The sequence below is a fragment of the Metasolibacillus sp. genome (assembly GCF_025291715.1).
GTDB classification, from domain to species: Bacteria; Bacillota; Bacilli; order Bacillales_A; family Planococcaceae; genus Metasolibacillus; species Metasolibacillus louembei.
In genome coordinates this window covers 1-26,181 of the sequence record NZ_JAMBIZ010000034.1, presented here as the reverse complement: position 1 = coordinate 26,181, position 26,181 = coordinate 1, and the positions used below count along the sequence as shown (strand labels likewise).

Below are 26,181 nucleotides of genomic sequence, written 5' to 3'. Positions count from 1 at the left end.
CCCTTGCGTTTTTTTACATCTGCCCACTGCCCTCTGTTAGCCCATGCTTCACTGCATATAAAGCTGCCTGTGTGCGGTCTTGTACCTGTAGCTTGGCAAATATATTAGAAATATGTGTTTTCACTGTTTTTTCGGTCACAAATAAAGAAGCAGCAATTTCTCGGTTGCTTTTGCCCTTTGTTAGCTCTGCTAGTACATCCTGCTCTCGCGGTGTTAATGGATTGAGTACATGAAGCTTTTGCTCCTCCTCACGCAAGCCCTCCTCCAGCTGTGTTGTTGCTTCTGGATGCAGCATGTTTTCTCCGCGCATAATTTGACGGATCGTATGCACTAAATCATCTGGCTCGATGTCCTTTAATTGATAGCCCGATGCGCCTGCATCAATTGCTGGAAGTACATGGTCTTTATCCGCAAAGCTAGTTAGCATTAATACTTTTATCGTTGGATACAATGCTTTAATGCGCTTTGTCGCCTGAATGCCATCCAGTTCAGGCATCACTAAATCCATCAGCACAATATCAGGCTGCACCTCTTTAACTAATTGTACTGCTTCTACGCCATTTTTCGCTTCCCCTACTACTTCAATATCCTTTTGTGTTTTTAAAAAAAAGAGTAGTCCCCTTCTTACGACATGATGGTCATCTGCAATTAAGACACGTATCATTTCATTACCCCCTAATATGGCAGACGGATTAATAGCTCCGTTCCCTTGCCAATTTCACTCACCCAATCAGCTGTCCCGCCGATAGCCTGCGCTCGATCTTTAATCGATTGAATACCAAGTGATGGTATTCGAGCCTTTGGGTCAATAACAAAGCCTCGCCCCTCATCTTTAATGACAAGCAAAATATCTGTTTGTGTCACTGTCACATAAAGCTCTGCTATTTTCACCCCTGCATGGCGCCGTATATTGTTTAATCCTTCTTGTGCAATGCGGAACAATGTTTCCTCAATGCGTGAAGGTAGCTGAATAACACCTGAAACATTGACAATCAGCTTTAAGCCAAGCATTTCAGCATAGACCTTTATCGCTTCAATAAGACCGCTTTCTAAGCCTTTTGGACGCAGTTGCCAAATAAGTGCTCGCATTTCTGTTAATGCTTCCTGTGTCAGCTCTTGAATTTCTTTAAAGGTTTCCTTTATTTCAGGCTGGTCACTCATTTCAATACCTGCACGTGATGTCAGTGTTACTGAAAATAACAGCTGATTCACCGAATCATGTAAATCCCTTGCTAAGCGATTGCGCTCCTGTACTAATGCAATTTCCTGCTGCTCATTCGTTAAATAAATTCTTTTGATAGCAGAGCCCATTTGAAAGGCAACCGATTCTAAAAGCTCTAGCTCTTCCTCTGTAAAGCGCACCGTATTTTTTGACGCGACATTTAAAATACCGAAGCGCTCCTGTCCTGATTGCAGCGGCACTGTCGCATGATGTGTAATACCACCTGTATCGTCATCGCTATCCTGCATTGCGCCTTCAATGCGCTGACACTCAATAATATTAGAGGCCTTCATCAGCTCATCATTGCGATAGCGCGATACGCACCAGCAGCCCCCTTTACTTAAATGCTGACAGTCATTTTTAGCTAATGCTTGCGGTAAATTTTCATGCGCCACGAGCTTGGATTTCCCTTTACTATCAATAAAAAAAATCCAGCCTGTATCAAATTTTGTACCATTTAAAAATTTGGATAAAGCACCTTTTAGCATTGGAATCATTTCCGTCTCTTCATTTAACAATTCTGCAATTTCTTTTAGTATCGTAATGTTTGAATGATTTAAGCTCATGATTCACCTCGAATTTCTTTCCATTATCATATCATTGAATCACTACTCATTGCATGCATACGATGCTCATACTTTTGGCTGAAATCAATTGTGAAATCCTACTCACAAAGTATTCATAATCTAAACAATTTACTTCTCTGGGCCTTTTATCTATAATCAATACGTATCATTCATTTTGACATGTAGGAGAAACAATGATGAATAAAAAATTAGAAAATGGTCTGCTTGCTATTTGGGTCGTGTCATTAGTTGCAACACTTGGCTCGCTTTATTTCTCTGAAATTAGGCAATATACCCCTTGTGAAATGTGCTGGTATCAGCGAATTTTAATGTATCCAATTGTGATTATGACAACGGTTGCCTACATCCAAAAAAATGCACGCATCGCCGTAACAACAGCCGTATTTGCTTGTATTGGTGGGAGCATTTCACTTTACCACTACAGCATCCAGAAGCTTGATTTTTTACAATCAACAGCTCCTGCTTGCGGTCTTGTTCCTTGTACAGGACAGTATATTAATTGGCTTGGATTTATTACAATCCCATTTTTAGCCTTAACTGCATTTGTAATAATTGCAGCAATTAGCTTTTATATGTTACGCGTTTTAAAGGAGGAAAAATAAAATGAAGAAGCTTGCTATTTTTGGTGGTGTTATCGTTGTTTTATTTATAGCGATTATTGTACTAACGAATATGTCAAACAATAGTAAATTAAAAAATAATCCTTATGGTAAGGAAGATTTAAGACAATCCACAATCGATCAGTTGAATGATGAAAACTATCAAAATATTATTTTACCAGATGCATTAGAAAAGAAAATTGCAACAGGTGAACCTGTTTATGCTTATCTATTCAGTCCAGAGTGTGGATACTGTAAGCAAATGACACCAAAATTAATGCCTACTGCCGATGAGCTAGACATTCATATTGATCAATTAAACGTTTTAGAATTTCCTGAGCAATGGAATAAATATAAGTTAGAGGCTACACCAACATTGATTTATTTCGAAAATGGTAAAGAAGTTACACGCATGGTTGGCGACTATGATGTTGATACAATCAAGGAATTTTTCAATAATATAAACGCACAATAATGACTATCGTGCTCCGAATATTTTCGGTGCACGATTATTTTTTAGGAGGATACCTATGTTTACCTATACAATACAACAAGATGGTCAAACAATTGAACGGCTGCTACGTGAAGAGTGGCGCTTAGGCAAAAAAATCGTCCATGAATTGCGCATGGCAAAGGCCGTTACATTGCAGGATGGCACTGCTGCTATATGGAAGGAACCGCTCACGACTGGGACGTTATTAAAATTTGATTTCCCTGCTCCTTCCTCAAGCTATCAGCCAACTGCTCAATGCGAAGTGGCTATTCGTTATGAGGACGAGCATTGCTTAATCGTTTCAAAGCCAAAGGGTATGTCAACACATCCAAACGAGGCAAATGATACAAATACATGTATGAATCATGTGATGGCACATATTCAAGCAAACGGTGGCAGCTATGCTGAGCATGTGCATCGCCTTGACCAAGGAACGAAAGGGCTACTTCTTGTCGCGAAGCACCCAATTGCAAAATCAGTATTTGATCGAATGATTGAGGAAAAAACGATTATTCGCACATATGCTGCTGAAGTACAAGGCAATATCCGTACAGATAGCGGTGTCATCAATGCACCGATTGGCAAGGATCGTCACCATAATACAAGACGCGTCGTTTCAGCATCAGGTCAGCATGCAGTTACTCATTATGAGGTGGTGCAACGCTTTAAAAATAGCTGTGTTGTCCACGTTATATTAGAAACAGGACGCACACACCAAATTCGTGTCCATATGGCACATTTAGGTCACCCCATTATCGGTGATACCTTATACAATGCACGCCAAACAGCAACGAATGATTATGAATTACATGCCATTCAGCTTGAATTCCAGCATCCTTTTATAAATGAACGAGTTGTTGTAAAGGATAATGTAGTTCAAAAGTAATGATTCGCTCAATGAAGTGACAATTTCGCTCATCCAAAGTCAATATTCGCTCAACGAATCAGCAATTTCGCTCATCCAAAGCTAAAATTCGCTCAACGAAAAATAAGCTTGTTTGACTAAGGTTATCGCCTTGTCAAACAAGCTTATTTTTATTTCCTTAAATAGTATTGCGAATTTTCACTTATTTCTGTTACAATATTGAACAATTATTCTATATGAGAAATGAGGTTGCTTATGGAAAACTTTATGCTTTACCTCTTTATGTGTGTTATGCTCATCATTTTACCTGGACCTGATACAGCCATTGTTACAAAAAATACGCTACTCATTAATAAAAAGGCTGGCTTGCAGACGATGGCTGGCACATTATGTGCCTTAATGATTCACACATCTGCTGCTGTGCTTGGGCTCTCTGCTATTATTGTCAAATCAGCTGTTGTTTTTTCCATTATTAAATATATCGGAGCAATGTATTTACTTTACCTCGGTATTAAAACGTTGATTGCCATGACAAAAAGAAAGCCGCAGCTTGTCGATGCCGTGCCACATAAAAATGATAGCAAATCAAGCTTTATGCAAGGCTTTTTAACGAATTTACTTAACCCGAAAGTAGCGGTCTTTTTCTTAACATTTTTACCGCAATTTTTAGCAACAAATGCTAATCCATTGTTGCCATTTTTCATTATGGGTATTACGTATACAGCGTTGACTGCTCTATGGTTTATTGGCTATGTCTACTTGCTACACCAAATCCGCTCATTTATGAATAAACCATCTACGCAAAAAGTGATGGAAGGTGTGACAGGTGCTGTATTGATTTTGTTTGGTGTAAAGTTAGCTTTGGAAAAGGCAAATTAAAATAGCAGCTGGGGAATTCCCAACTGCCATTTTTTTATAGCTTGTTAATTAATGCAAAGATTGTTTCTTTTAGCTCATCATCATTGTCTGATAGCTGTACTAGGTTGCTTAAACGCTCACGTAATACAGGGCGTTCAATTACTAGCTGCTCATCAAGCACTTGCACTAATAATTCAATAATTAAGCGGTCACGCTTTGCTAAAGCTTCCTCTAAGCGCTCTGGTGCAATTTTTGCATTCGCATGTGATACTGATGCCATTGGAAAGTCCTCCCTATTATATCGATATACATTCATATTTTATCATAGTTTGTTTCCCTTTTGGCACATTTCACAATTAAAAGTCAAAATTATCAGGGTCAGCACTTGTACGATGGAATGTATTTAATGCTGTAATAGCAGCAACTTCATCTGCTGCAAGCGCAAAGTCAAATACATCTAAGTTTTCTGTAATACGCTCTGGCGTTACAGATTTCGGGATAGCAATATTACCAATTTCTAAATGCCAACGTAGCACAATTTGTGCTGGTGTTTTGCCATATTTTTCAGCTAAGTTTTTGACAACAGGATGTGTAAAGACAATACCTGTACCAAGTGGCGCCCACGCTGTTACCGCAATGTTATGCTCTGCGCAAAACGCACGCAATGCATCCTGTGACAAAGATGGATGACACTCGATTTGGTTGACCATTGGCTTCACATTTGCTACTGCAAATACTTCTTCTAAATGGTGTTGATGGTGATTCGATACGCCTGGCACACGAATTAGCTTTTCATCATAAAGGCGCTCAATTGCTTTATATGTGTCCGCTAATGTTGGCTTTGGCCAATGTGTTAAATATAAATCAATATAATCTAAATTTAATTTTTTTAATGATGTTTCAAAAGCGCGCAATGTATTATCGAAGCCTTGGTCTGCATTCCAAACCTTTGTCGTAATAAATAACTCTGAGCGATCGATACCTGAAGCTTTAATTGCTTCCCCTACCGCTTCCTCATTTTGATAAATTGCTGCTGTATCAATTGCACGGTAGCCTGCTTTTAATGCTTGTGCTACACCATCAACTGCAACATCATGCTCCTTCATACGGAATACGCCGTAACCGATACGTGGCATTTCTACACCGTTTGCTAATGTGATTGTTTTTGAAATTGTCATAAATAAGTTCCCCCTTAGAAATCAAATTTAAAATTGTCTGGGTCTTGCCCAAAGCGTTTATTTTGATTTAATGCGTCAAGCGTTTGCATATCTTGTGCCGTTAATTCAAAATCAAAAATTTGTGCATTTTCTTCAATGCGCTGTGCCTTTACTGATTTCGGAATGATAAGTATGTCGTGCTGTAAATGCCAACGTAGCACAACTTGTGCTGATGATTTGCCATATTTCTCAGCAATTTGCTGAATCGTTTCATCTGTTAGCACGCCACCACGCCCTAACGGCGACCATGCTGTTACTGCAATATGCTGCTCGGCACAAAATGCACGCAAAGCTTGCTGTGATAAATATGGATGCACTTCTACTTGATTGACTACTGGCGCAATATTTGCGCTTGCAAGAAGCTGCTCTAAATGGTGTTGATGATGATTCGATACGCCTGGCACACGAATTAGCTTTTCGTCGTAAAGGCGCTCAATTGCCCGATATGTATCAACGAATTTATCTGCCACAGGCCAATGTGTTAAATATAAATCGACATAGTCCATATTTAATTTCTTCAACGATGTTTCAAAGGCTCGTAATGTGTTGTCATAGCCTTGATCCGAATTCCAAACCTTTGTCGTAACGAAGATTTCTTCGCGCGGCACGCCAGAGTGACGAATCGCTTCACCTACTTCAGCTTCATTGTAGTAAAGTGCAGCGGTATCCACTGCGCGATAGCCTACTTGTAGTGCCTTCGTAATAGCAGCAAGCGTTTCATCGCGGTCTGTCATTTTGTAGACACCTAAACCTAAAATTGGCATTTCTACACCGTTAGCTAATTTTTTTGTACTTTGCAATTGCATTTTTATACCCCCTTTATTTTATTATATACCGAATTCTTTCGAGAGACGAACCTTACACACCGAAAAGCCATTTGAATTTCAATGGAATGAAATCCAAATGACTAAATAGAATATATCTGCGTTTTTTTAAATATATTTGCGAATTTCAAATTATATCTGCGTTTTTTCATGACATATCTGCGAAATTCTCATATATATTTGCGAATTTTCACTTCTCGTCTAATTTATCAAATTGCTGTGGATCTACGATGCGGTCATCCTCCTCTAGCTGTTGACCATCTCGCATATTTTCCATTTGCTTACCTAACTGCTTTAAATCCTCCATATCGTTCACCATATGCCCGCTTGTTGGCTGCTTCTTATTTATCTCCATTTTAAGCCCCCTCCTTTTTTCTTTTCTATTCCCGAAAATGCATAAGTTTAACCTATTTAGACACAAAATAACCATAGTAAAGTTACTACTTATAAGCTATACTAATAAAAGAGTTTATATACATGAGGAGGATACTTCCATGAAATTATTATTAATTCTTGGCATTTGTGTAGCATTCTTAACTGCAATCTTCACTGGTGGTTACGAAGGCAAACCATTCGCTAAAAAAGACTAATCTTTACGCCTAATTAGGCAACTACTACAAAACACTCGGACTGTACGGGTGTTTTTTTGTATATAAAGATAAGTCAATTCACGTACATATTCACGAGGAATATGTTAAATTTGATATACAGTCCAATCTATAAGGAGCATCTATATGACTATAAACTTTCATCAAAAACCGAATATGTATACATCACATGTACAGCTAAAAGTGGCTGATTTACAACGTTCACTTGAATATTACACAACAATTATTGGCTTTCAAATTTTACAGCAGGATGAGCAAACAGCTTATTTAACAGTTGATGGCACAACAAGCTTTTTATCCTTAATAAAAGTAGACAATGCCCTGCCATTACATGATGGCTTAACAGGCTTGTATCATATTGCACTATTGCTGCCGAGCCGGAAAGATTTAGGCAATATCGTACAGCATTTTGTTCAGCACAATATCCGCCTCGGTGCAGCAGACCATGGGGTCAGTGAAGCACTGTATTTAAATGACCCTGATGGCAATGGGATTGAGATTTATGTAGATCGTCCTGCAAGTAGCTGGCAATGGCAGAATGACAATGTCACAATGTACACAGAGCAGCTAAACTTCAATTCGATTTTAGCAGAAGCTGATGGTGGCTGGAATGGCCTTCCACAAGGTACGATGATTGGACATATTCATCTATCTGTTGCAGATATCGCACAATCAGAGCAATTTTACACAAACGTGCTTAATTACAATGTTGTCGCTCGCTATGGAAAGCAGGCGCTCTTTATTTCAACAGGCAATTACCATCATCATATCGGCTTAAATACTTGGCATAGCGCAAATGGCAGCAAGCCTTCATCACAGCAGGTCGGACTACAATCATTTACCGTTGTTTTGGAAAATGAGGAAGTGGCACAGCAAATTCAAAATAACTTAATAGCAGCAGGCTTCAATATAGAGCAATATGAACACGCTCCACTTCATGGTGGCACACAAATTTTTTCAGTGGAAGACCCGAATGGAATCCGCATCCTGTTTACGATTTAAAACTGTTCCAATTTTGGAGCAGTTTTTTTGTTGAGAATAATCCCTCGCTCATTTCGTTGTAATTAATGAAAAAGCTTTTTCTAAAAAGATAAGGAGTTTTGTTTATGCAGCATAAATTTATAAAACGTTTGAAAAAACAAAAAGAGGACGCGCTTGAATACATCATCGATGAATACTTACCATTTGTAAAAGCAATTGCCTTCAAAATTTTAGCACCAATCGGCAAGCAAAGCGCGATTGATGAATGCATTAATGATGTATTTTTAGATGTATGGCAAAATGCCGAGAAGTTTCAAGGAGAGCCTGCTGACTTCAAGCGCTGGCTTGGTACCATTACAAAATATAAAGCGATTGATTATTACCGTGCATTAGACAAGCAAAATATGCGGGCGGCTGAGCTCGTTGACTGCTACGAGCAACATAATAGTAACAGCGAGCAAACAATTTTAAAGCAGGAGCAAAAAAACACAATGCTCCTTCACATTAGCCAACTAGAGCCACCTGATGGCGATATTTTTACAATGAAATATTTTTTAGAAATGTCCAATAGTGAAATTGCGGATGCCTTATCCTTAACGAAAGCGGCTGTGGATAACCGCCTATACCGCGGCAAAAAAAAATTAGCCGAATCCCCACAATTAAAGGAGATGTTTATATGAGCGACTACAAAAAATTCGCAAACTTAAATATTGATGAACTTGAGCCTATGGCTGTTGATGAACTAGAAAAAAAGCGACTAACAAAGTATGTGCTTGGTCAAAAAAAGAAGCGTGCAGCTTGGCGTAAATATGCAATAATTGCTGCTATATTACTCGGTGGAACGATTGTCACACCATTGACATTCCCATCCTTTGCAGCACAAATACCTTTTATGAAAAATATTGTGGAATATACAGATAAATATTTTATTCATAATAACTATAGCGACTTAGCGACGATTGTTGAGCAAATGCAAACAAGTGATGGTATTTCGATAATGATTGAAAATGCAATATTTGATGGTACATCTGTCACACTGACCTATGCGATTGAATCAGAAAAAAATTTAGGTGAGCTACACTTTATTAACGGTTCTGCCAACATTGATATTCAATCAGCTACAGGAGCTGGTGGAGGAATGTCGCTTGAGAGAATTGACGCAAACACCTATGTTGGTGTCATGAAAATCACACCATTTTTTGAGGGTGTTGCACCAGAAGAAGTTTTAGTCAGCTGGCATCCTACTGATATTCAAGCAGAGTCGGGTGTTGTCTATAAAGGAGATTGGTCCTTCGAATTTAAGCTACCGAAACTAGAAAATGATGTGAAAAAGGTACATGTGGAGCAAGAGGTTGATGGTGTTCAAGTCATCATCAATTCAATTGAGCAAAATGCTTTATCTACCATCGTGCATTATACACAACAGCTTGATAAAAATACGATGGAAGAATGGCCATGGGCTTCCATTACAATTAAAAAAGTACGCGATAATTTAGGGAATGTTTACGAAGCACAAGGTAATGGAGGACAAGGCAATATCGAAACAGCTACAATGCATTGGAGCTTTTCAATTGACCAACTACCTCCAGAAGCGACTACACTATTTATCACACCTGAAATTTTCTATAGTAAGGGTGCGGGAGATAATAAAGTTGGTCCAGTAATGCCTGAGATGGCAATTGATTTAAAATAATATATAGACAGGCTGCATGAAAATATTGCTGTGAAAAATTGTGAAACCTTTTTCTTTTATAAAACGTATGAAAATCAATACAACATAGGAGGATTTTTATATGTCTTTTTTTAACAAAGTTTTAGCGAGTGTTGGGATTGGTTCTGCCACTGTTGATACAAAGCTACAGTATACAACATACAATGTGGGTGATGTAGTAAGTGGTATTGTTGAAATTAGAGGCGGCAATGCAGAACAACAAATTGATACAATTTATTTAAATTTATGTGCAAATTATTTAAAAGAAGTAAATGACTCGAAACGCAATGAAACTGCAGTTTTAAAAAGTATGAAGCTAAACGAGGCTTTTACAATTCGAGCAAATGAGTTTCATAGCATTCCATTTTCCTTCATCCTACCAACAGATGTGCCAGTTACATTGGGACAGACGCGTGTCTGGATTCAGACTGGGCTAGATATCAAGGCGGCTGTTGACCCAACTGATAAAGATTATATTGAAATTAAGCCAACACCACTTGCTACTGAAATTATACATGAGGTGCAACAGCTCGGCTTTCATTTGCGTAAAGTAGATTGCGAAGCTGCTCCTGCACGTTATCGACAAAGCTATCCGTTTTTGCAAGAGTTTGAGTTTGTGCCAACAGCTAATACGTATCGTGGACGCTTAGATGAATTAGAATTAGTATTCCTCTCTCAAACAGAGCGTTCAGCGGAAATTTTATTGCAAGTAGACCGTAAAGTTCGAGGATTAGCTAGCCTTTTATCAGAAGCCTTAGATATGGATGAAAGCTTTGTCCGCCTAACTATTTCCGAAGGTGATTCGATTTCAGCAAAACTACAACAGGCAATTAATAAGCATATGTAAACGAAAATGGCTGCTCAAAATTCGAGCAGCCGTTTTTTCTTACTACCTCTACGATTAAATTTAAAAACAAAGATTGTAGCAGCAATTAAAAGAATCAAGGTGACAGCGCCTATAACGAGCATTGCCGTATTATTTGTGGATTCGTTAGCTCCATTTGGCATCCTTTGTCCACCCTCTCGATTCGGCGGTTGCATTTGATCTCCATTCCAATTAGCTGGTGGCTGTCCAAATGCTCCTTGCTGCCCCTCCTCTCTATTGGCTGGTAGCTCCATTTCATCTTCATTCCAATTAGCAGGAGGTTGCCCATTCATTTCCCCATTTTGAAAGCGCTCTGGAAAACCTTCATTGCTTGATGTTGTGCTTGCTTCTATTACAAGCTCACCTGATAACTGCTTTAAAATAGATGCTGAGCGTTGTTTAGCAAATTCAGGTAAGCTTTTTTCGCCTTTTACAGCTTCTAAAAACTGCTCTGTTGTAGAAAATTTTGTCGGATCAGCTTCCACATATGTTGTCAGCAATGCAGCTAAATTATTCGTTATATTTTGCACATACTGTTCTGTTAAATATGTTGTCGCAACTTCCTCTAGGTAGCCTTCATATATAGCTAGATATTCATCATTCGAAAGTAACGTATTTAATAATGGACGCTCTTCTAATGAGATGCCTGATACAGGTGTATAAATACTAAAATTAACGGCTTCTTCTGCTAATAAATCTGTTGATTGTCCCATCATATCCATGCCCATTCTATTTCCTCGTTGCATGTTCGCACCATCTTTTGACATGTCAGCATCCTCATTTTGTAATGGCATATTGCCCCATCTCCCTATGCCATTTGCATTGGACATATCAGCATCTTCGGTTGGCTGTGGCATATTACCACCACCCATTCCCATGCTAAAACCACCAAAGGACATATTATAATCCCATGGAATAATAGAAAAAACACCATTTTCCTCATACAAGTAGTAATTGTGCTTTAAATTACTTTGATAGCTATCAAGGTTAACTAAAGCGGTATTGACTGCGAAATATCTTAATATTTCATCAACATCTAAATATTGCTCAAGGTCTCCACCTTCGCTAAGTGCCTTTACCATCTCAACCCATTTAGAGCTTTCTGCATTCGCTTCATTTGTTTTTAAATCAATACCTGTATAATCACTTAGATCATCACTAATATATTTTAAATCACTACCTACGCCATCTGGTTTATATAAAAAACCATCGTTAGAGCCAAAGTTGTTAGCAAGAAACGTTTCATCCACCTGCTCCACACCTAAATATAAGCCTTGGTCTTGACCATTGACTGTAATGTACATATAGGAATGTGCTGGTGTTGGCAGCCCTATTTCCTCCATGATTTCATAAGAAATGTATTCCCTCATTAATGTTGTATCGCTATAATTATTGTTCAAATTAAGCTTTGTTAAACCATATAAGCTCTGTTCATTATCATAATAATCGAAGTCGATTTTAAAGCTATAGCGGTCTGAATCACTATTAACTACTGAGTTCAAGGTTAAATTGCCCTTTGTGCGAATGGCGACATGCTCCATTCGCTTACCGTTCACTGTGACAGTTGCTTCTTTATACTCCTCTGCTACAGCATTTTCAAGCATACTCTGCCAATCCTCTTCAGAGATTTCAATATCAACCGTTGTTACTTTGCTTTGGTTAAAGACAAGCTCCTCATAGGAAAATGCCGCATTTGTCGTTTGAATACCGATGTTTGGTATAATGGCAACCATCACAATAAAGAGCAGCAATAAAGTTGCCATACATAAATAGACCACACGTGATTTTATCATGCTGTATCCCCCTTGATTGGGATTGTCCCTTTTCCAGACAACCCCTGATTTATATTTTGGATGAGCGAATTTCCCTGTTTGTTGAGCGAAAATTGCATGTCGTTGAGCGAATCACCACTTTTAAACAAGCTAAGCCGTAAAATTGCCATCATAGCTCAGCATAATTGCTGATTTCACACCATTTAATTGCGCAACAGCCTCCATTAATTGTGCATCACCTGATTTCATACGTACCTCATATGTTGCCTCAATATCGCTACCTTGCATGATTGATTTTGATTTTAACGCATACTTTTTCGAATACTTTGCCATTAACTGCTCTAGCTCTTCATTCACTGCTGCTTGTTCAAATTTCACGACAAGCAAATAAGGATTTTCAATCGTCATTTTATTGACAAATACGACTAACACTAAGCCGATTAAAATCGCACCGACAATAACAAGTGGAATAAAGCCTGCACCACACAAAATACCTGAAACAATTGCCCAGAAAATATATACTAAATCCATCGGGTCTTTAATTGGTGTACGGAAACGAACAATTGATAATGCCCCAACCATCCCTAGAGATAACAAGACATTTGAGCTAATCCCCATAATGACTAGTGCCGTTGCCATCGTCATAATCAATAGCGAAATATTAAAGGAATGTGAATAAATAATGCCGTTGAATGTTTTTTTATACACCGCATAAATAAACAACCCAACAAAAAATGCAACAACTAATCCAATCAATGAATCTGTCAAAGAAAAGGATGTTGTTTTCTCAAGAAAGCTTGATTTAAAAATATCTGTAAAATTCGTTGTATCCATCATAAATCTCTCCTTTTTTAGCCGAACATACGGCTTAATTGATATTTGGAATAGGCTTCGGCATGTGTATCTACTGATTGCAGTAAATATTTAATAATATCTGGTAAATACTCATCATACTTCACTTCCAGCACCAGCATATTTGGCTCAAGCACATCGACCATTGGCAAATACGGCTGAAACATATCATTATTGCGCACACTCGTCTGAATTTTGCTATCAAAGGTTACACGTACATTGCCGAATGGATAGACATACGCCTCTCGCTCATAATCAACAACCGTCACAGGCTTTAATTGCTGATACATCATCTGTTCATATAAATCGCGGATTAATGCCCGCTCATCTTTTTCCATCCACTCTAGCTCACTGCGCCGCATTTTTTCATATTCCGCTTTCGTCATTAGACATTTTGTTTTAAACGTCATATTGTGGCGCTTGCTTTTGCGTTCTAAGTAAACTGTCGTCGCTGCCTTGTCATAAATGCGTACCCGATACTTATCACGATGCAAATAGCCTTCCTTTTTTTCGTTTAACGCTTTATTTGAAAAATTATCAAAGTACGTGCTACGGATTAAATATTTTCCGTTTGCATTCGCATGTGCATCAAGCTGCATAACATGTGCAAGCTTGCTTTTCATCATCATGTACTGCGGATAAGAAATAGCATGTTTAATCTCTTTTCTACCATTTTTCATTGTGCTCACTCCCTTTACAACTCTTACTATAAGCATCCAATGTGTCAGGCAGATGTCAGCACAAAAAAGAGTGCGAAAAATTTTTCGCACTCTCATACTGCTTTCACCAAAGTTATTTCGAAGCTTGTTCCAGCCTCGCTGCTGTTAATCAATTGCAAATCACCACCGATGGATTGTGCCATCATTTTGCTTAGTGACAGACCTAATCCTAAGCCACGCACCGCGTACTTTTTATTTTCCCCTCGGTAAAAGCGCTCAAAAATAAATGGCTGATCCTCTGGTAAAATGCCTTTTCCCGTATCCTGAATTGTCATAATGACACGCTTTTCCTCTTGCTCAATTGTTATTGTAATCGTTCCTTGCTGCTCAATTGCTTGCTCAGCATTCGTCAATAAATTCGTTAATATTTGCTGTAAACGCACTACATCCCCCTGTATCTCAGCATCAGGCTCAAGATAATGTACCACAAGCTGTTGCTTCTCATGCAATAGCTCCCATTGCTGTACTATATTTCGTACAATCTCATTCATATAAATTGTTTCAATATGAACAGGCAGCGCATCAACCGCAAAACGGTTAAATGCGAGCAAATCGCCAACCATCGTTTTCATTTTCGTTGTTTCCTGTAAGGCCATTTGGATAAAGGCTTGTGCCTCATCTCCTGTTACAACACCATCGTTCACTGCTTGTAATAAGCCGCTAATCGATGTTACAGGTGTTTTCAATTCATGCGTCACCCCTGCCAATAATTCGGTACGCGTTTTTTCTAGCTGCTCTAGCTTCGTTGCCATCTCCTTAAACGATGTCACAAGCTCATCAACCTCTTGTTCCTTATTATTTTCAGGTAAATACACATCATAATTGCCACCTTGAATTTGCTTCGCTGCATCTGCTACTTGCTTAATCGGTGCTGCTAAACGCCTTGATAAAAAATAAATCGCTCCCCAACCAAGCACTGCTAAGGCACCTATCAATAAAGCGAGCTGCCCATATGCTTGATTCACCTGTGTTAAATGACGCTCGTCCTCTAATACAAGCACCCATCCATATAGCGCTTCATCCACATAAATTGGCTTTTTGACAAGATAATGCTCACCCTGTGGCATCAAGGATACTTTTGTATATTCTTTATCGCCCTCTAACCATGTCGCCACATTTTTTATACTGTCTGGTGGCATCGGCCGGTTGCTTGTTAAAATATTCCCATCTGCATCCGCTATATATAAAATTGGATCAATTTCACGCATTTGCAGCCGCCCTCGCTCATCGATAAAGTTTGGCATTTTATCCGTTGTGTCTGTCAGCCGATAAACCGTTTCCTCTGCTAAAAATGTCATCATTTCAATGCGGTTCGTAAAGGCTGTATGGCGAATCCAGCTTGCTGAAAGAAGGAAAATAATCGCTAGTCCTATAAGCAATGTTGCCAAATAGCGGCTTGTCCAATAACGTAGCAACGTCGTTTTTTTATTTTTTTGCAACACTTAGCTGATACCCCAATCCTCGCAACGTCCTAATTTCACCTTCCGCTACATCCCAATCAGTCAATGCCTTGCGTAATCGTTTAATAGCTAAATCGACAGCACGGTCACTGCCATCATATTCCCAGCCCCATACATGCTCGATTAACTGATCTCTTGTAAACGTTTGATTCGGATACTCTGCCAAAAAAAGCAGAACAGATAAATCTCTCGGTGTTAATACAACCTCCTGTCCATGCAATGTAACTGTGTGTGCCCTCATATCAATTTCAAGCTGCCCAAAGCGCTTCATAAAGGTTGATTGCTCATTGCCTTGCGAACGTCGTAATACCGCCTTCACTCTTGCAATCATCTCATCTGCCACAAAGGGCTTCACAATATAATCATCCGCCCCTTTATCAAAGCCGGCTAAACGATCTTGTACCTCGCCTAAGGCTGTCAGCATTATAACAGGACAGCTACTTTGCTGACGAATTTCCTGCAAAATTGACCAGCCATTTTTATCAGGCAGCATAATATCAAGCAATACTAAATTTGGCTGATGCTCGTTAAATAATGCTAGAGCCTGTCCGCCATTATAGCATTGCACAACTTGATAACCAACCTTCTCTAAATAGACCTTCAGCACCTGACTAATCGCAAATTCGTCTTCCACTACAAGTATTTTTGTCATGTTCTCACCTCTCCCGTTACTGTAACACGCTATGATGTCAGCTAGATGTCAAAGAAATAGCACCTCCATAAAGGAGATGCTATTTAACTTCTCACAAATGACTTTGCATTTTGATTGTTTATCTGCGAATTTTCGTAACTTATCTGCGCTTTCTCTCAAATTATCTGCGAATTCCGATGACTTATCTGCGTTTTTCTTTATTTCAGCCCTGGATATCCTTGTTGCCTTAATGCCTCATAAATAACAATCGCCGCCGTATTCGATAAATTCAGCGAACGAATATGGTCGCTCTGTGGAATGCGTAAGCACATATCTCGACGCTCATAAGCAAAATCCTTCGGCAAACCTGTCGTTTCCTTACCAAACATGAAATAAATATTGCGCTCACTGTCACTAAAATCATGCGTTGTAAACGGCTCATCACTGTATGTTTCAATTAAATAGACATCGCCGCCCTCGCTATAAGCGATAAAATCCTCTAATGAATCGTGATACACGACATGAACGTGCTCCCAATAATCAAGACCAGCTCGCTTCAGCATTTTATCATCTGTTGAAAAGCCTAACGGACGAATTAAATGTAAGCTCGTATTCGTCCCAGCACATGTACGTGCAATATTTCCTGTATTTGCTGGAATTTCTGGCTGATATAAAACAATATGCAATGGCATAAATAAACCCTTCTCTCACTCAATTTCTACTAATAATGCTAGCCCTTTGTCGATTTCAGCTAGCACTTCTGCATCTTGCTCACGCTCTTTTGCTGCTAGCAACGCTTCTTTGACACCTTGTCCACCAATTTTTCCAAGCGCCCATGCGGCAGTTCCGCGAATAACGGGGCGCTCATCCTTGTTCATAACTGCTAATAGCTTTGGCACCGCCTGCTGCTCCTTAAAATGAGCTAGCGCTAAAATGGCATTGCGCTGAATAGGCTTTTTACCACGCCATGAGCCAGAAACATGTCCAAATTTCGTTTTAAATTCCTTGTTTGAAATCGTTAATAGTGGCTCTAACAAAGGCTTTGCTAACTCTGGATCAGGCATAAATTCCTCATGAATCCAATTCACCTTGCCTTTATTTTTCGGGCAAACTGTCTGGCATGTATCACAGCCATATAGACGATTGCCAATTTTCCCACGAAACTCATCAGGTAAAAAGCCTTTTGTCTGTGTTAAAAAGGCGATGCAGCGCTGTGCATTTAATTGCCCTCCCTCCACAATAGCACCTGTTGGGCATACATCAATGCAAAGTCTGCACTCACCACATTCGTCCTCCATTGGCTGGTCTGGTGCAAATGGAATGTTTGTAATTAGCTCACCTAAATAAACATAAGAGCCAAACTCTGGCGTAATAATAGAACAATTTTTAGCGCTCCAGCCGATGCCTGCACGCTCTGCTACTGCACGGTCTGACAGCTCTCCTGTATCAACCATTGATTTTATTTTAACATCTGGTACACGCTCACATAGCCATGCCTCAATTAACTGCAAACGCTCACGTACGGCAACATGATAATCCACTCCCCAAGAAGCACGACAAAAAATACCGCGTCGCTCCCCCTTTTTCCCTAAAGGGGCATCTTGCATTTTAGAAGGATAGGCAAGAGCAATTGCAATAATGCTTTCTGCTTGGTCTAACAATTGCAACGGCTCTGTTCTTTTCTCAATATCGGACTCTTCAAAGCCAGATTGATAGCCTAATTCTTGCTGGCGACGCAAACGATTTTTTAATTCGATAAACGGAGAGGCTGTTGTAAATCCAATTTTATCGACACCGATTGATTTTGCATACAAAATAAGCTCTGTCTGTAAATCAGTGACATTCATTTTCCTTTTTCTCTCCTTATTGCTATAATAATATCTACTCTTAATAAGCAGGTGATTTTATGAAAATTGCATTGCGCGATTCACTTTCTACATATAATTTAAAAATCGGCATTATTTATTATAACAAAATTGTCGTGTCAGATTCTCCTCAAATGATTAAAGGTCGCATACAGCTTTATCAGGAAAATTTATTTTTGGAAATGCAGGAAACTCCTGTGACAGAACGAGCAGGGATTGCCGAATGGCGTAAGCTTTGGAAGACGCTTGGGGCAGACCCTAATCGCTATCGTCATTCAGCCGAAAGCTTAATGCGCCGCATTGCCAAGCAAAATTATTTAACACCGTTCCATTCAGCAGTCGATTTAAATAATTTCTTCTCATTGCAATATGAAGTACCTATTGGAATTTACGACATGGACAAGCTACAAGGCGATATTGAAATAGCTCTTGGCGATGAGGAAACAGGCTATGAAGGCTTAAACGGACGTTATAACTCACTTAAAAATATTTTATATACAGATGATGAGCTTGGAGCATTTGGCAGTCCCTTCGTTGATTCACAACGCACAGCTGTAACAGAGCAAACAACATCTGCCTTGCAGATCCTGTATTTACGTCCATCTCAATCTGAAGATAATTGTAAGGAATTGCTAGCAGCCGTTGGCAAAATGTTCACACAAGTCAATGGTGGCGATTTCTCTATCGCCTTGCTGTCAAATACAACAAAAGAGGTGCCATTAAATGATTTCATTAGCGGAAGCAATTAAATTAAAAAGCATTTTAAGACAAAAAATTAGTGACCTTTCTATCGAGCTCTCCACTGTTTCCTTCACGGTTATAGAAAAAGGGGAAGAACCAAAAGCACAGGGACGCACAATGCAGCAAGTCGAAGCAGATTTAGCTGTAGTCAGAAAAGATTCACGTACGCTTGATCGCTTAATTTACCGCGCAAATATTGATCACTTTATTGAGTTTAATGGAGAAAAGCTTGCTATCGTTGAAGCGATTGAGCTTGCAACACAGCTCCGCGCTGAAGCTGGGCAAGCAAAGACATTTGGCATTTCTGAAAAAGAAAGCTATATGCATAGCATAGGGGAAACGATTTTATATAATGTCGCTCTTTTTAACCCTGAGGAATATCGAGTGCGTGCAATTGAGCTGGAAAAGCAAGCACACCGCCTCTCAAATGCAATCAATGCGAAAAACTATCAAGTGCAAATCGACTTTGATGACTCTATGTATTTCTAATCTTGGTGCGGTGAGACTCCAAGCCAAGTTGTAATGAGCGTTTTCAATCTTTTAGCGATAACTAAACGCAAACCAATAACAAGTTACCCGTTATTATGTTACCGATTACCAATTACCAACTAAATGAGTAATAGGACAAACAAACTTGATAATTTAACATCAAACGCTCACTACGAAAAGAAGCTGCCTGTAAGCAATTGCCTACAGTGCAGCTTCTTTATTATTCCACACCAGGTAGTATTCTTAACACTTTCGCATCTGCATCTAATATCGCCTCGACACCTAATGGAAGACCAATATTCGGTCTGCAATGCCCGATTTTAAAGCCTGCTACTACAGGTTTGTTCAATGGCTTCAAATAATGCGAAACAATTTTCAATAGCTCCGCTTCTTCGACACCATTAAAATCTCCAATCACAAAGCCTGCCACCTGCTCCAGCTTACGAGCCAAACGCAATTGATTTAACATTCCGTCAACGCGATCTGGCGACTCATGAATATCCTCTAACACAACGATTTTATCCTGCAAATCCGCTTCGAATTTGGTTGCTAGCGTACTCACAAGACGATTTAAATTGCCTCCAATTAATTCCCCACGAGCTACTCCACCAACAATTGTTTCAAGCTTGGAAATCCCTTCATCATAATGAATCTCCATCGGTGTAAATAATTGCTGAAACATTTTTGCAGATAGCTCATCTAAAGATTCGCTACTTTCACTTAACATCGGTCCGTGAAACGTCACTAAATCTGCAAATTGGTTTACTGCTACATGCAGACTCGTCACGTCAGAAAAGCCCCAAATAATTTTGGGATTCTCCTGCAAAAGCTGATAATCGATTTTATCTAGCAGTCTGCCAATTCCGTAGCCCCCACGCACACAAAAGATTGCTTGAATCTCTTCATCCGCTATCATCGCATGCAAATCTGCTAGGCGTTCCTCATCACTACCCGCTAAAAACCCATCAAACTCCGCAATTGTCCTTCCTAACTTATAACGTAAACCTAATCGTTCAAGCAATTCTAGCTTAATTGGAAGCTGTTCCATTTTTAATGGACTGCTTAATGCAATCACCCCAACCGTATCGCCCTGCGTTAATTTTGCTGGTCTAATTTTCAATTTCCCCACCTCTTTCAATCAATTGTATTATAACATCATGAAAGGTATGTAGCCTAACTGAGCTTAATCCCACCAAAAATACCAAACTGATTCCTTCATTAAATAATCAGCGTACTCTCCAATCGTTGAAAAAGCTTCTAAAACATACTGGCAAAATAACACATGCTCTTTCGCTAAAGCTAGTGCTGCCTCAAATGTAGTAGGCTTGTTCTCTGCTTTTAAAACCCAGCAGTCCTGCGTTACAGCAATCGGCTTCGCATCATATTGCTCTTGCCAATGCTTCATCACCATTGCCTGATAAAGAGGTAAAGGACATTCATTAAAGCCACCCATTGGCATCCATAAAGTAGCCTCGAACGCCTTTTCTGTAGGCACAGCCATAACGATTACTTTCCCTTCCTCATATTCATTGCGTTCATCAATCCATTGTTCATCTATTATAAATGAGCTAACATCGCTTTCCTTCTGTACCTCATCTAAAAATGATTCATTAATTGTTTGAGAGGAGCTCAATTGGTAAATTTCCTCAAAGCTTTTCTTACTTAGCTCAAGCTCCAAATGAAAAAGATTTGATTCTGCAATTTTACGCCAAACGTCATCCATGCTTATATGCTGCATTTGCTGTCGCTGCTGTTGTACAAAATTACTTAAAGATTCATGCTCCTCATATACTTCCTCAAGCATTTCTGACAAATTATAGCTCGGCACAATGAGTACCCCTTCTTTTTCAGACCATTGCGTTGCAGACATTACCTTCGTAGGTTGTCCCTGCAAATAGCCTAACATTTCCTCCAGCATTACCATTCACGCTCCCGTAATGCGTCCTCCACATCCAACTCAATATTGTATGCTTGCAATATATCAATAACTGTTTCAGCAATACTATCTCTTGCAACTGTTTCAAGCTCACTGCTATTCGCATAAAACTCATCCTCTAAATCGTTAATCGCTAAAGTAATCTCATCAAACTTTGCTTGAATTTCCTCTAAAGAATGAGGTCCTTGCTCTAAATAATGAACGCCGCCCTCTAACAATACTTTAATTTTATCTACTAAAAAGTTTGGATAATAATCATCTTTATACATAATTTCTAAGTAGTTTATTTCTTTCATCTTAGCCAGCTCCTTTGTTTTTAGTTTGACATCTGCCAACCTTCTTCTTCATCCCAAATAGCATCTGTATCATCTAAATGTACATGCCAGTCTCCCTCAGCAATCGCTCTGCGAATCTCTGTTAAGCATTGCAGCCAATAAAATAAAGTTTGCACAACTACTTCATAATCATCTACTAAAGGTAGCTTTGTTGAGCCTTGGAAAATGATCGTTGTATCATCACTGCCTTGCTCATAAACATAAAATGTTTCAGCGATATCTGACCATTGAAAATTTTCATTATAGTCATTAATAATAGCATGAATCTTATTTTGTTCCTCAATGGTTAATGCTTCATTGCGCTCACACGTATAATAAATTGAAACGCTCATAATGACCTCCAAAATTTTTTGCGACTTTCTAAAAGAGCAATCAGCTCTAGTAAACTTGGAGCTAAATGCTCTCGCCTGCTTGCAATCCTTTGAAATATTGGAATTGCTTCATACATTTGATATTCGCTATAAACATAGTAGCTGACAAAAGCACATTGCTCATAGCCACGGGGCTCCTCTTCCTCCCAGCCTAGCTCATCATCTTCAATTTCTGACCAAAGCCATTTTTCCTGTAGCAATTCATCCATATGCTGGACAGGGTTAGATGTTAGCTCCTCCCAAGTAAAGGCGGAGGCAACAATCTCATATAGCTGTATTTCTTCTTGTGTTATACTTTCTATTGGTCGATTTGGTAGCGTATACAATAACTGCTGTATTGTCCAAGGTGTGACCTGCCATAACGTACTTTGATGCTCAATTAATTGAGCTAGCTGTCCATACTGCTCATGTTTTATTAATTCAGGAATTTCTGTACCTCTCCCATAAGCAGTTGTTAAGCGATGCCACGGTATAGATGCAACTTCTTTATAGACAATTTGCATCAGACCACCTCTTTTCTTTAGCCTATTGTTTCTATAATATTGCCATCCTGGGCTTTTATAGAGGTAGGTATAATATGAATCTCTAAGCTTTTAAACGTAGAAAGACTCACTGTTTTTTCCTTAGGTTCTAGTATCGTATTCAATTCCTCTAATGCAGCATGATGAAGTGTAATTTCTATACCTTCTTCACTTTCTTGTATTACAGGTATATCGCCGATATTCAAAGTAATTTGTGCTTGCTGTCCAACAAGGATAAGTGACTTATTTTTTAAAAGGCGTCCATTTAATGTTTTCTTTATGATATTTGCTTGCTTAGCACCAATCGTTAATATAGCTGACTTTGTCTCGCCTGAGCTCCACGCTAGCTGTTCATTGTATAAATAACCTGTGCTAGAACCATCTTGTTTAATTCCTTGCTCTATAGCATCCTGCACCTCTTGTATCGTTACCATTGATGCTCGCTCTAAATCCGTAATATAGTAAGGCATATATGACTGACAAGCTTCTAGTAAACCTCTTGTATTCCAAGTTTGAACAGCTTCAAGCTCATCTGCTGTAATCCCTATCATCTGTAAAAATTGAACTTGCCCATTCGCTGTCTCCATTGTAGCAAGCTCTAAATCTTCAATAAAAGCAAGTGCTGTTAATTGTGTATCAGCATCAAGACAAATCGGTCCATTCGCATCTAAGTAATCCCCTGCGCGAAATACATTGCCACTGCTAAATACGTATCTCCCCATATTTTGCAATAAATTAAGCGCCCAAGCTGGCGGCTCTTCCTCCGCAATGTCCCTTGCTAAACGAAATGTTAATTCAAAGCCATAGCCACTAACTTCAACATTATCCGATTCCTTTTCATATAGCTCTGAAAAGCCATATGTAACAAAATGCCAATGTGCTATAGGCTGCTCACTCTTATAAACGCTTATACCGTCTAATGGATCATTTCCACCAAGCGCGTATGGAATCATTGTGCCATAGTGAGCTGGCTGTTGATCACCATATATTTTTTCTACAGCTTGATCAATAGCATCCCAGCCAGGTGCCTCATAATTTTCTTCCTCCGTCATACATATCCCTCCATAGATTCCTGACATTACTTAATGAATAAGGAAATTTTATGTTAATGCATTTTAAAAGTCAATGAACCATACTACCCTTCGTCATGAGCGTTATGGCCTAGAAATAGAGATATTAGAGCTCGATATTTCTTCCTTTGACTCATAGCATGCTGCATATAAACTCAGAATATAGGGCATACTTCTTACCGAAATAATAATTTATTTGAGGTGAGAAAAGCTTGAAGGATAACACAAATTCGTCTAATAAAAAACGTGAGCAATTAGAACAGTTTATTCATGAATCTGAAGGAAAGAAAATGACCTCCAATGAAGGTATTACAATTTCTGATGATGAAAATTCATTAACAGCTGGCGAACGTGGACCGACACTAATTGAAGATTTTCTTGCACGTGAAAAGTTAGCACATTTTGATCGTGAGCGTATTCCTGAACGTGTCGTACATGCAAGAGGATATGGGGCTCATGGCGAATTTCAGCTATATGAATCATTATCAGACTTAACAATGGCTGATTTTTTGCAAGACCCTAATAAAAAAACACCATTATTTGTACGTTTTTCACAAGTTGTTGGATCCAAAGGCTGTAATGAGACAAATCGTGATGTTCGTGGATTTTCCGTTAAATTTTATACGGATGACGGTAATTATGATTTAATTGCTATTAATATGCCCGTATTTTTTATTCAAGTTGCAATCAAATTCCCTGATTTAATTCATTCGGTTAAGCCAGAGCCCGATAATGAATATCCACAAGGGCAAACAGCACACAATACATTTTGGGACTTTATGGCGAACAACAAAGAAACTGCCCATATGTCTTTATGGATCGCATCTAATCGTGCATTTCCTAAAAGCTTTAGAACAATGGAAGGGTTTGGTGTACACACTTTCCGTTTGGTGAATAAGGATGGTATATCTCACTTTGTTAAATTTCATATAAAGCCGTTGCTTGGTGTACATTCATTAATATGGGACGAAGCACAACGCCTTGGTTCCGATGCTGACTTCCATCGTAGAGATTTGTGGGAAAATATTGAAGTTGGCAACTATCCTGAATATGAACTAGCCATTCAAGTGATTAAAGAAGAGGATGAATTTGCCTTTGATTTTGATATATTAGACCCAACAAAATTATGGCCTGAAGAAGATTTCCCTTTACGTAAAATTGGTAAAATCATTATTAATCGCAATGTTGATAATACCTTTGCAGAAACTGAACAAAGTGCATTTCATCCTGGGAATATTGTGCGGGGCATTGATTTTTCAAATGATCCACTTCTTCAAGGAAGATTATTCTCCTATACAGACACTCAACAGGCTCGACTTGGTGCGAATCACCAACAACTACCTATCAATCGTCCAGTATGTCCATTTGCTAATAACCAGCGGGATGGCGCATCAAGGATGATTATTGATCGTGGAAAGGTTGCTTATCATCGAAATGGGCTTGCCAATAATACACCATATACAGTACCAGGCACACAGGGTGGATTCGTCACTTATCCTGCAACAGTAGTAGGGCATAAAGTGAGAAAAACAGCTCCATCATTTAATGATCATTACTCTCAAGCAAAAATGTTTTGGAATAGTATGAGTGACATGGAAAAGCGTCAAATCATTGGTGCCTATTGCTTCGAGCTTGGAAAATGCGGACCATTTGTACGACAGGAATGGGTGAATATACTTGCTCATATTAGCAGCGAATTAGCACACAGCGTTTCCAAGCAATTAGGTACTACAGTGCCTGATGTGGAGGAGTCTCCGGTTATAAAATCCTCCCCAGCGCTTAGTCTCCAAAATACGATTTTTGTACCTGATACATTGCGTGTCGCTGTATTCTTAGCTGAAGGCTTCGATGGTCTTAGTGTAAGTAAGCTATTGGACGAATTATCAGCAGCAAAATTAAGAGTGGTAATTGTGCATGAAACATTAGGGCGAGTAAGCGGAACTGAAGGTGTAACATATGAAGTACATGATAGCTTTTTAACAGGTTCTCCACTTCTATATGATGGTATTCTTATTGTCGGAAGTGGCAATATCACTACACATTTTGCTTATACAGCTCAAAAGTTTACAACCGATATCTACAATCATTTTAAACCTATCGGCATTATTCAAAATGGTGAGGCTATACTTAAACCACTAAGCTTATCAAGTGATGAGGGAATTGTAACTGATGCAGAAGAGAATTTTGCTAACAGATTTATAAATACAATGGCGAAGCAAAGATTCTGGGACCGTCCAAGTTTCCTTTATCCTACGTTATAATTTACTAACTGGCTGCTTATCGGTATTTTACCGATAACGGCCATTTTGTTTAAGAAAATGCTAAGCTTCATACCCGTATTATTTATATCTAACATCTTGAATACCAAAAAAACACCTCACATGTATTTGTGAAGTGCTTTATATCAATGCTTTAAATTATACCAGTAGTCGGGGTCGAACCGACACTCCCGAAGGAACGCGATTTTGAGTCGCGCGCGTCTGCCAATTCCGCCATACTGGCAAAGGCAAATTTGGAGCGGAAGACGAGGTTCGAACTCGCGACCCCCACCTTGGCAAGGTGGTGTTCTACCACTGAACTACTTCCGCA

General features: G+C 39.1%; 30 protein-coding genes and 2 tRNA genes. 11 read left to right on the top strand and 21 right to left on the bottom strand.

Annotated features, from left to right (window positions below; all coding sequences use genetic code 11):
- Nucleotides 1-13: 13 nt before the first annotated feature.
- Together M3Z76_RS16695 and M3Z76_RS16690 are read right to left on the bottom strand one after the other, a co-directional pair.
- Nucleotides 14-664 (bottom strand): response regulator transcription factor, encoded by a 651-nt coding sequence (locus M3Z76_RS16695; protein WP_293928901.1) that lies wholly within the window; start codon nucleotides 662-664, stop codon nucleotides 14-16.
- 11 nt (nucleotides 665-675) lie between these two features.
- Nucleotides 676-1,788: a GAF domain-containing sensor histidine kinase gene (locus M3Z76_RS16690; RefSeq protein ID WP_293928900.1), complete on the bottom strand. Its 1,113-nt coding sequence runs from the start codon at nucleotides 1,786-1,788 to the stop codon at nucleotides 676-678.
- A gap of 197 nt (nucleotides 1,789-1,985) precedes the next feature.
- Here M3Z76_RS16690 and M3Z76_RS16685 point away from each other — a divergent pair, with 197 nt between their 5' ends.
- The 4 genes from M3Z76_RS16685 (at nucleotide 1,986) to M3Z76_RS16670 (ending at nucleotide 4,645) form a co-directional block, all read left to right on the top strand.
- Nucleotides 1,986-2,411, top strand: a complete 426-nt coding sequence (locus M3Z76_RS16685) for a disulfide oxidoreductase (protein ID WP_293928921.1) — start codon at nucleotides 1,986-1,988, stop codon at nucleotides 2,409-2,411.
- A 1-nt stretch (nucleotide 2,412) separates the two neighbouring features.
- Nucleotides 2,413-2,883 carry a thioredoxin family protein gene (locus tag M3Z76_RS16680; protein ID WP_293928899.1) on the top strand — a complete coding sequence of 157 codons (471 nt, stop codon included), beginning with the start codon at nucleotides 2,413-2,415 and terminating at the stop codon, nucleotides 2,881-2,883.
- Between the two features lie 55 nt (nucleotides 2,884-2,938).
- Nucleotides 2,939-3,787, top strand: a complete 849-nt coding sequence (locus M3Z76_RS16675) for an RluA family pseudouridine synthase (protein WP_293928898.1) — start codon at nucleotides 2,939-2,941, stop codon at nucleotides 3,785-3,787.
- A 234-nt stretch (nucleotides 3,788-4,021) separates the two neighbouring features.
- Nucleotides 4,022-4,645 carry a LysE family translocator gene (locus M3Z76_RS16670; protein ID WP_293928896.1) on the top strand — a complete coding sequence of 208 codons (624 nt, stop codon included), beginning with the start codon at nucleotides 4,022-4,024 and terminating at the stop codon, nucleotides 4,643-4,645.
- A 34-nt stretch (nucleotides 4,646-4,679) separates the two neighbouring features.
- On the opposite strand, the gene M3Z76_RS16665 is transcribed toward M3Z76_RS16670, so the two are convergent.
- The 4 genes from M3Z76_RS16665 to M3Z76_RS16650 all read right to left on the bottom strand — a co-directional run bounded on the left by M3Z76_RS16665 (nucleotide 4,680) and on the right by M3Z76_RS16650 (nucleotide 7,020).
- The gene (locus tag M3Z76_RS16665; RefSeq protein WP_293928894.1) at nucleotides 4,680-4,904 is read right to left on the bottom strand and encodes a phosphate-starvation-inducible protein PsiE; all 225 of its coding nucleotides are present in this window, start codon (nucleotides 4,902-4,904) and stop codon (nucleotides 4,680-4,682) included.
- Nucleotides 4,905-4,980: 76 nt separating this feature from the next.
- Nucleotides 4,981-5,802 (bottom strand): aldo/keto reductase, encoded by an 822-nt coding sequence (locus M3Z76_RS16660; protein WP_293928892.1) that lies wholly within the window; start codon nucleotides 5,800-5,802, stop codon nucleotides 4,981-4,983.
- A 14-nt stretch (nucleotides 5,803-5,816) separates the two neighbouring features.
- Nucleotides 5,817-6,647 (bottom strand): aldo/keto reductase, encoded by an 831-nt coding sequence (locus tag M3Z76_RS16655; protein ID WP_293928891.1) that lies wholly within the window; start codon nucleotides 6,645-6,647, stop codon nucleotides 5,817-5,819.
- A gap of 208 nt (nucleotides 6,648-6,855) precedes the next feature.
- Complete coding sequence (locus tag M3Z76_RS16650; protein ID WP_293928889.1) at nucleotides 6,856-7,020, bottom strand: multidrug ABC transporter ATPase; 165 nt, start codon at nucleotides 7,018-7,020, stop codon at nucleotides 6,856-6,858.
- Between the two features lie 379 nt (nucleotides 7,021-7,399).
- Between M3Z76_RS16650 and M3Z76_RS16645 the strand changes: the two genes are divergently transcribed.
- The 4 genes from M3Z76_RS16645 to M3Z76_RS16630 all read left to right on the top strand — a co-directional run bounded on the left by M3Z76_RS16645 (nucleotide 7,400) and on the right by M3Z76_RS16630 (nucleotide 10,812).
- A complete protein-coding gene (locus M3Z76_RS16645) occupies nucleotides 7,400-8,275 on the top strand; it encodes a VOC family protein (protein ID WP_293928888.1) in 876 nt (291 codons plus the stop codon).
- 104 nt (nucleotides 8,276-8,379) lie between these two features.
- On the top strand, nucleotides 8,380-8,934 hold the full coding sequence (locus M3Z76_RS16640; RefSeq protein ID WP_293928887.1) for a sigma-70 family RNA polymerase sigma factor: 555 nt from the start codon (nucleotides 8,380-8,382) through the stop codon (nucleotides 8,932-8,934).
- Entirely contained in the window at nucleotides 8,931-9,947 is a 1,017-nt protein-coding gene (locus M3Z76_RS16635) for a DUF4179 domain-containing protein (RefSeq protein ID WP_293928886.1), read from the top strand. The genes M3Z76_RS16640 and M3Z76_RS16635 overlap by 4 nt, the downstream gene beginning before the upstream one ends.
- A gap of 100 nt (nucleotides 9,948-10,047) precedes the next feature.
- Nucleotides 10,048-10,812, top strand: coding sequence for a sporulation protein (locus tag M3Z76_RS16630; RefSeq protein ID WP_293928885.1), 765 nt, complete (start codon nucleotides 10,048-10,050; stop codon nucleotides 10,810-10,812).
- A gap of 14 nt (nucleotides 10,813-10,826) precedes the next feature.
- Here the strand turns inward: M3Z76_RS16630 and M3Z76_RS16625 are convergent, their stop codons facing one another.
- The 7 genes from M3Z76_RS16625 to queG form a co-directional block, all read right to left on the bottom strand.
- A complete protein-coding gene (locus tag M3Z76_RS16625; protein WP_293928884.1) occupies nucleotides 10,827-12,623 on the bottom strand; it encodes a CotH kinase family protein in 1,797 nt (598 codons plus the stop codon).
- 129 nt (nucleotides 12,624-12,752) lie between these two features.
- Entirely contained in the window at nucleotides 12,753-13,436 is a 684-nt protein-coding gene (locus tag M3Z76_RS16620) for a DUF4956 domain-containing protein (protein ID WP_293928920.1), read from the bottom strand.
- Between the two features lie 17 nt (nucleotides 13,437-13,453).
- A complete protein-coding gene (locus M3Z76_RS16615; protein ID WP_293928883.1) occupies nucleotides 13,454-14,134 on the bottom strand; it encodes a polyphosphate polymerase domain-containing protein in 681 nt (226 codons plus the stop codon).
- Between the two features lie 92 nt (nucleotides 14,135-14,226).
- A complete protein-coding gene (locus M3Z76_RS16610) occupies nucleotides 14,227-15,615 on the bottom strand; it encodes a sensor histidine kinase (protein ID WP_293928881.1) in 1,389 nt (462 codons plus the stop codon).
- Complete coding sequence (locus M3Z76_RS16605) at nucleotides 15,599-16,285, bottom strand: response regulator transcription factor (protein ID WP_293928879.1); 687 nt, start codon at nucleotides 16,283-16,285, stop codon at nucleotides 15,599-15,601. The genes M3Z76_RS16610 and M3Z76_RS16605 overlap by 17 nt, the downstream gene beginning before the upstream one ends.
- A gap of 197 nt (nucleotides 16,286-16,482) precedes the next feature.
- Nucleotides 16,483-16,956, bottom strand: a complete 474-nt coding sequence (gene trmL / locus M3Z76_RS16600) for a tRNA (uridine(34)/cytosine(34)/5-carboxymethylaminomethyluridine(34)-2'-O)-methyltransferase TrmL (protein ID WP_293928877.1) — start codon at nucleotides 16,954-16,956, stop codon at nucleotides 16,483-16,485.
- 15 nt (nucleotides 16,957-16,971) lie between these two features.
- Nucleotides 16,972-18,111, bottom strand: a complete 1,140-nt coding sequence (gene queG, locus M3Z76_RS16595) for a tRNA epoxyqueuosine(34) reductase QueG (protein WP_293928875.1) — start codon at nucleotides 18,109-18,111, stop codon at nucleotides 16,972-16,974.
- Nucleotides 18,112-18,170: 59 nt separating this feature from the next.
- On the opposite strand from queG, the gene M3Z76_RS16590 reads away from it, so the two are divergent.
- Together M3Z76_RS16590 and M3Z76_RS16585 are read left to right on the top strand one after the other, a co-directional pair.
- Entirely contained in the window at nucleotides 18,171-18,878 is a 708-nt protein-coding gene (locus M3Z76_RS16590) for a B3/B4 domain-containing protein (protein ID WP_293928874.1), read from the top strand.
- Nucleotides 18,853-19,359 (top strand): hypothetical protein, encoded by a 507-nt coding sequence (locus M3Z76_RS16585; RefSeq protein WP_293928873.1) that lies wholly within the window; start codon nucleotides 18,853-18,855, stop codon nucleotides 19,357-19,359. Before M3Z76_RS16590 ends, M3Z76_RS16585 begins: the two co-directional genes overlap by 26 nt.
- 220 nt (nucleotides 19,360-19,579) lie before the next feature.
- On the opposite strand, the gene M3Z76_RS16580 is transcribed toward M3Z76_RS16585, so the two are convergent.
- The 6 genes from M3Z76_RS16580 to M3Z76_RS16555 form a co-directional block, all read right to left on the bottom strand.
- Entirely contained in the window at nucleotides 19,580-20,479 is a 900-nt protein-coding gene (locus tag M3Z76_RS16580; protein ID WP_293928872.1) for a S66 peptidase family protein, read from the bottom strand.
- Nucleotides 20,480-20,542: 63 nt separating this feature from the next.
- Nucleotides 20,543-21,277: a DUF4253 domain-containing protein gene (locus M3Z76_RS16575; protein ID WP_293928870.1), complete on the bottom strand. Its 735-nt coding sequence runs from the start codon at nucleotides 21,275-21,277 to the stop codon at nucleotides 20,543-20,545.
- Nucleotides 21,277-21,591 (bottom strand): DUF5713 family protein, encoded by a 315-nt coding sequence (locus M3Z76_RS16570; RefSeq protein ID WP_293928869.1) that lies wholly within the window; start codon nucleotides 21,589-21,591, stop codon nucleotides 21,277-21,279. Before M3Z76_RS16570 ends, M3Z76_RS16575 begins: the two co-directional genes overlap by 1 nt.
- 20 nt (nucleotides 21,592-21,611) lie before the next feature.
- On the bottom strand, nucleotides 21,612-21,962 hold the full coding sequence (locus M3Z76_RS16565) for a hypothetical protein (RefSeq protein WP_293928868.1): 351 nt from the start codon (nucleotides 21,960-21,962) through the stop codon (nucleotides 21,612-21,614).
- On the bottom strand, nucleotides 21,959-22,504 hold the full coding sequence (locus M3Z76_RS16560) for a hypothetical protein (RefSeq protein ID WP_293928866.1): 546 nt from the start codon (nucleotides 22,502-22,504) through the stop codon (nucleotides 21,959-21,961). Before M3Z76_RS16560 ends, M3Z76_RS16565 begins: the two co-directional genes overlap by 4 nt.
- A 17-nt stretch (nucleotides 22,505-22,521) precedes the next feature.
- Entirely contained in the window at nucleotides 22,522-23,574 is a 1,053-nt protein-coding gene (locus M3Z76_RS16555; RefSeq protein WP_293928865.1) for a suppressor of fused domain protein, read from the bottom strand.
- Nucleotides 23,575-23,804: 230 nt separating this feature from the next.
- Between M3Z76_RS16555 and M3Z76_RS16550 the strand changes: the two genes are divergently transcribed.
- Nucleotides 23,805-25,853, top strand: coding sequence for a catalase (locus tag M3Z76_RS16550; RefSeq protein WP_293928864.1), 2,049 nt, complete (start codon nucleotides 23,805-23,807; stop codon nucleotides 25,851-25,853).
- 159 nt (nucleotides 25,854-26,012) lie between these two features.
- Here the strand turns inward: M3Z76_RS16550 and M3Z76_RS16545 are convergent.
- Together M3Z76_RS16545 and M3Z76_RS16540 are read right to left on the bottom strand one after the other, a co-directional pair.
- A tRNA-Leu gene (locus M3Z76_RS16545) sits at nucleotides 26,013-26,094 on the bottom strand.
- Between the two features lie 11 nt (nucleotides 26,095-26,105).
- A tRNA-Gly gene (locus M3Z76_RS16540) sits at nucleotides 26,106-26,180 on the bottom strand.
- Between the last annotated feature and the right edge of the window lies 1 nt (nucleotide 26,181).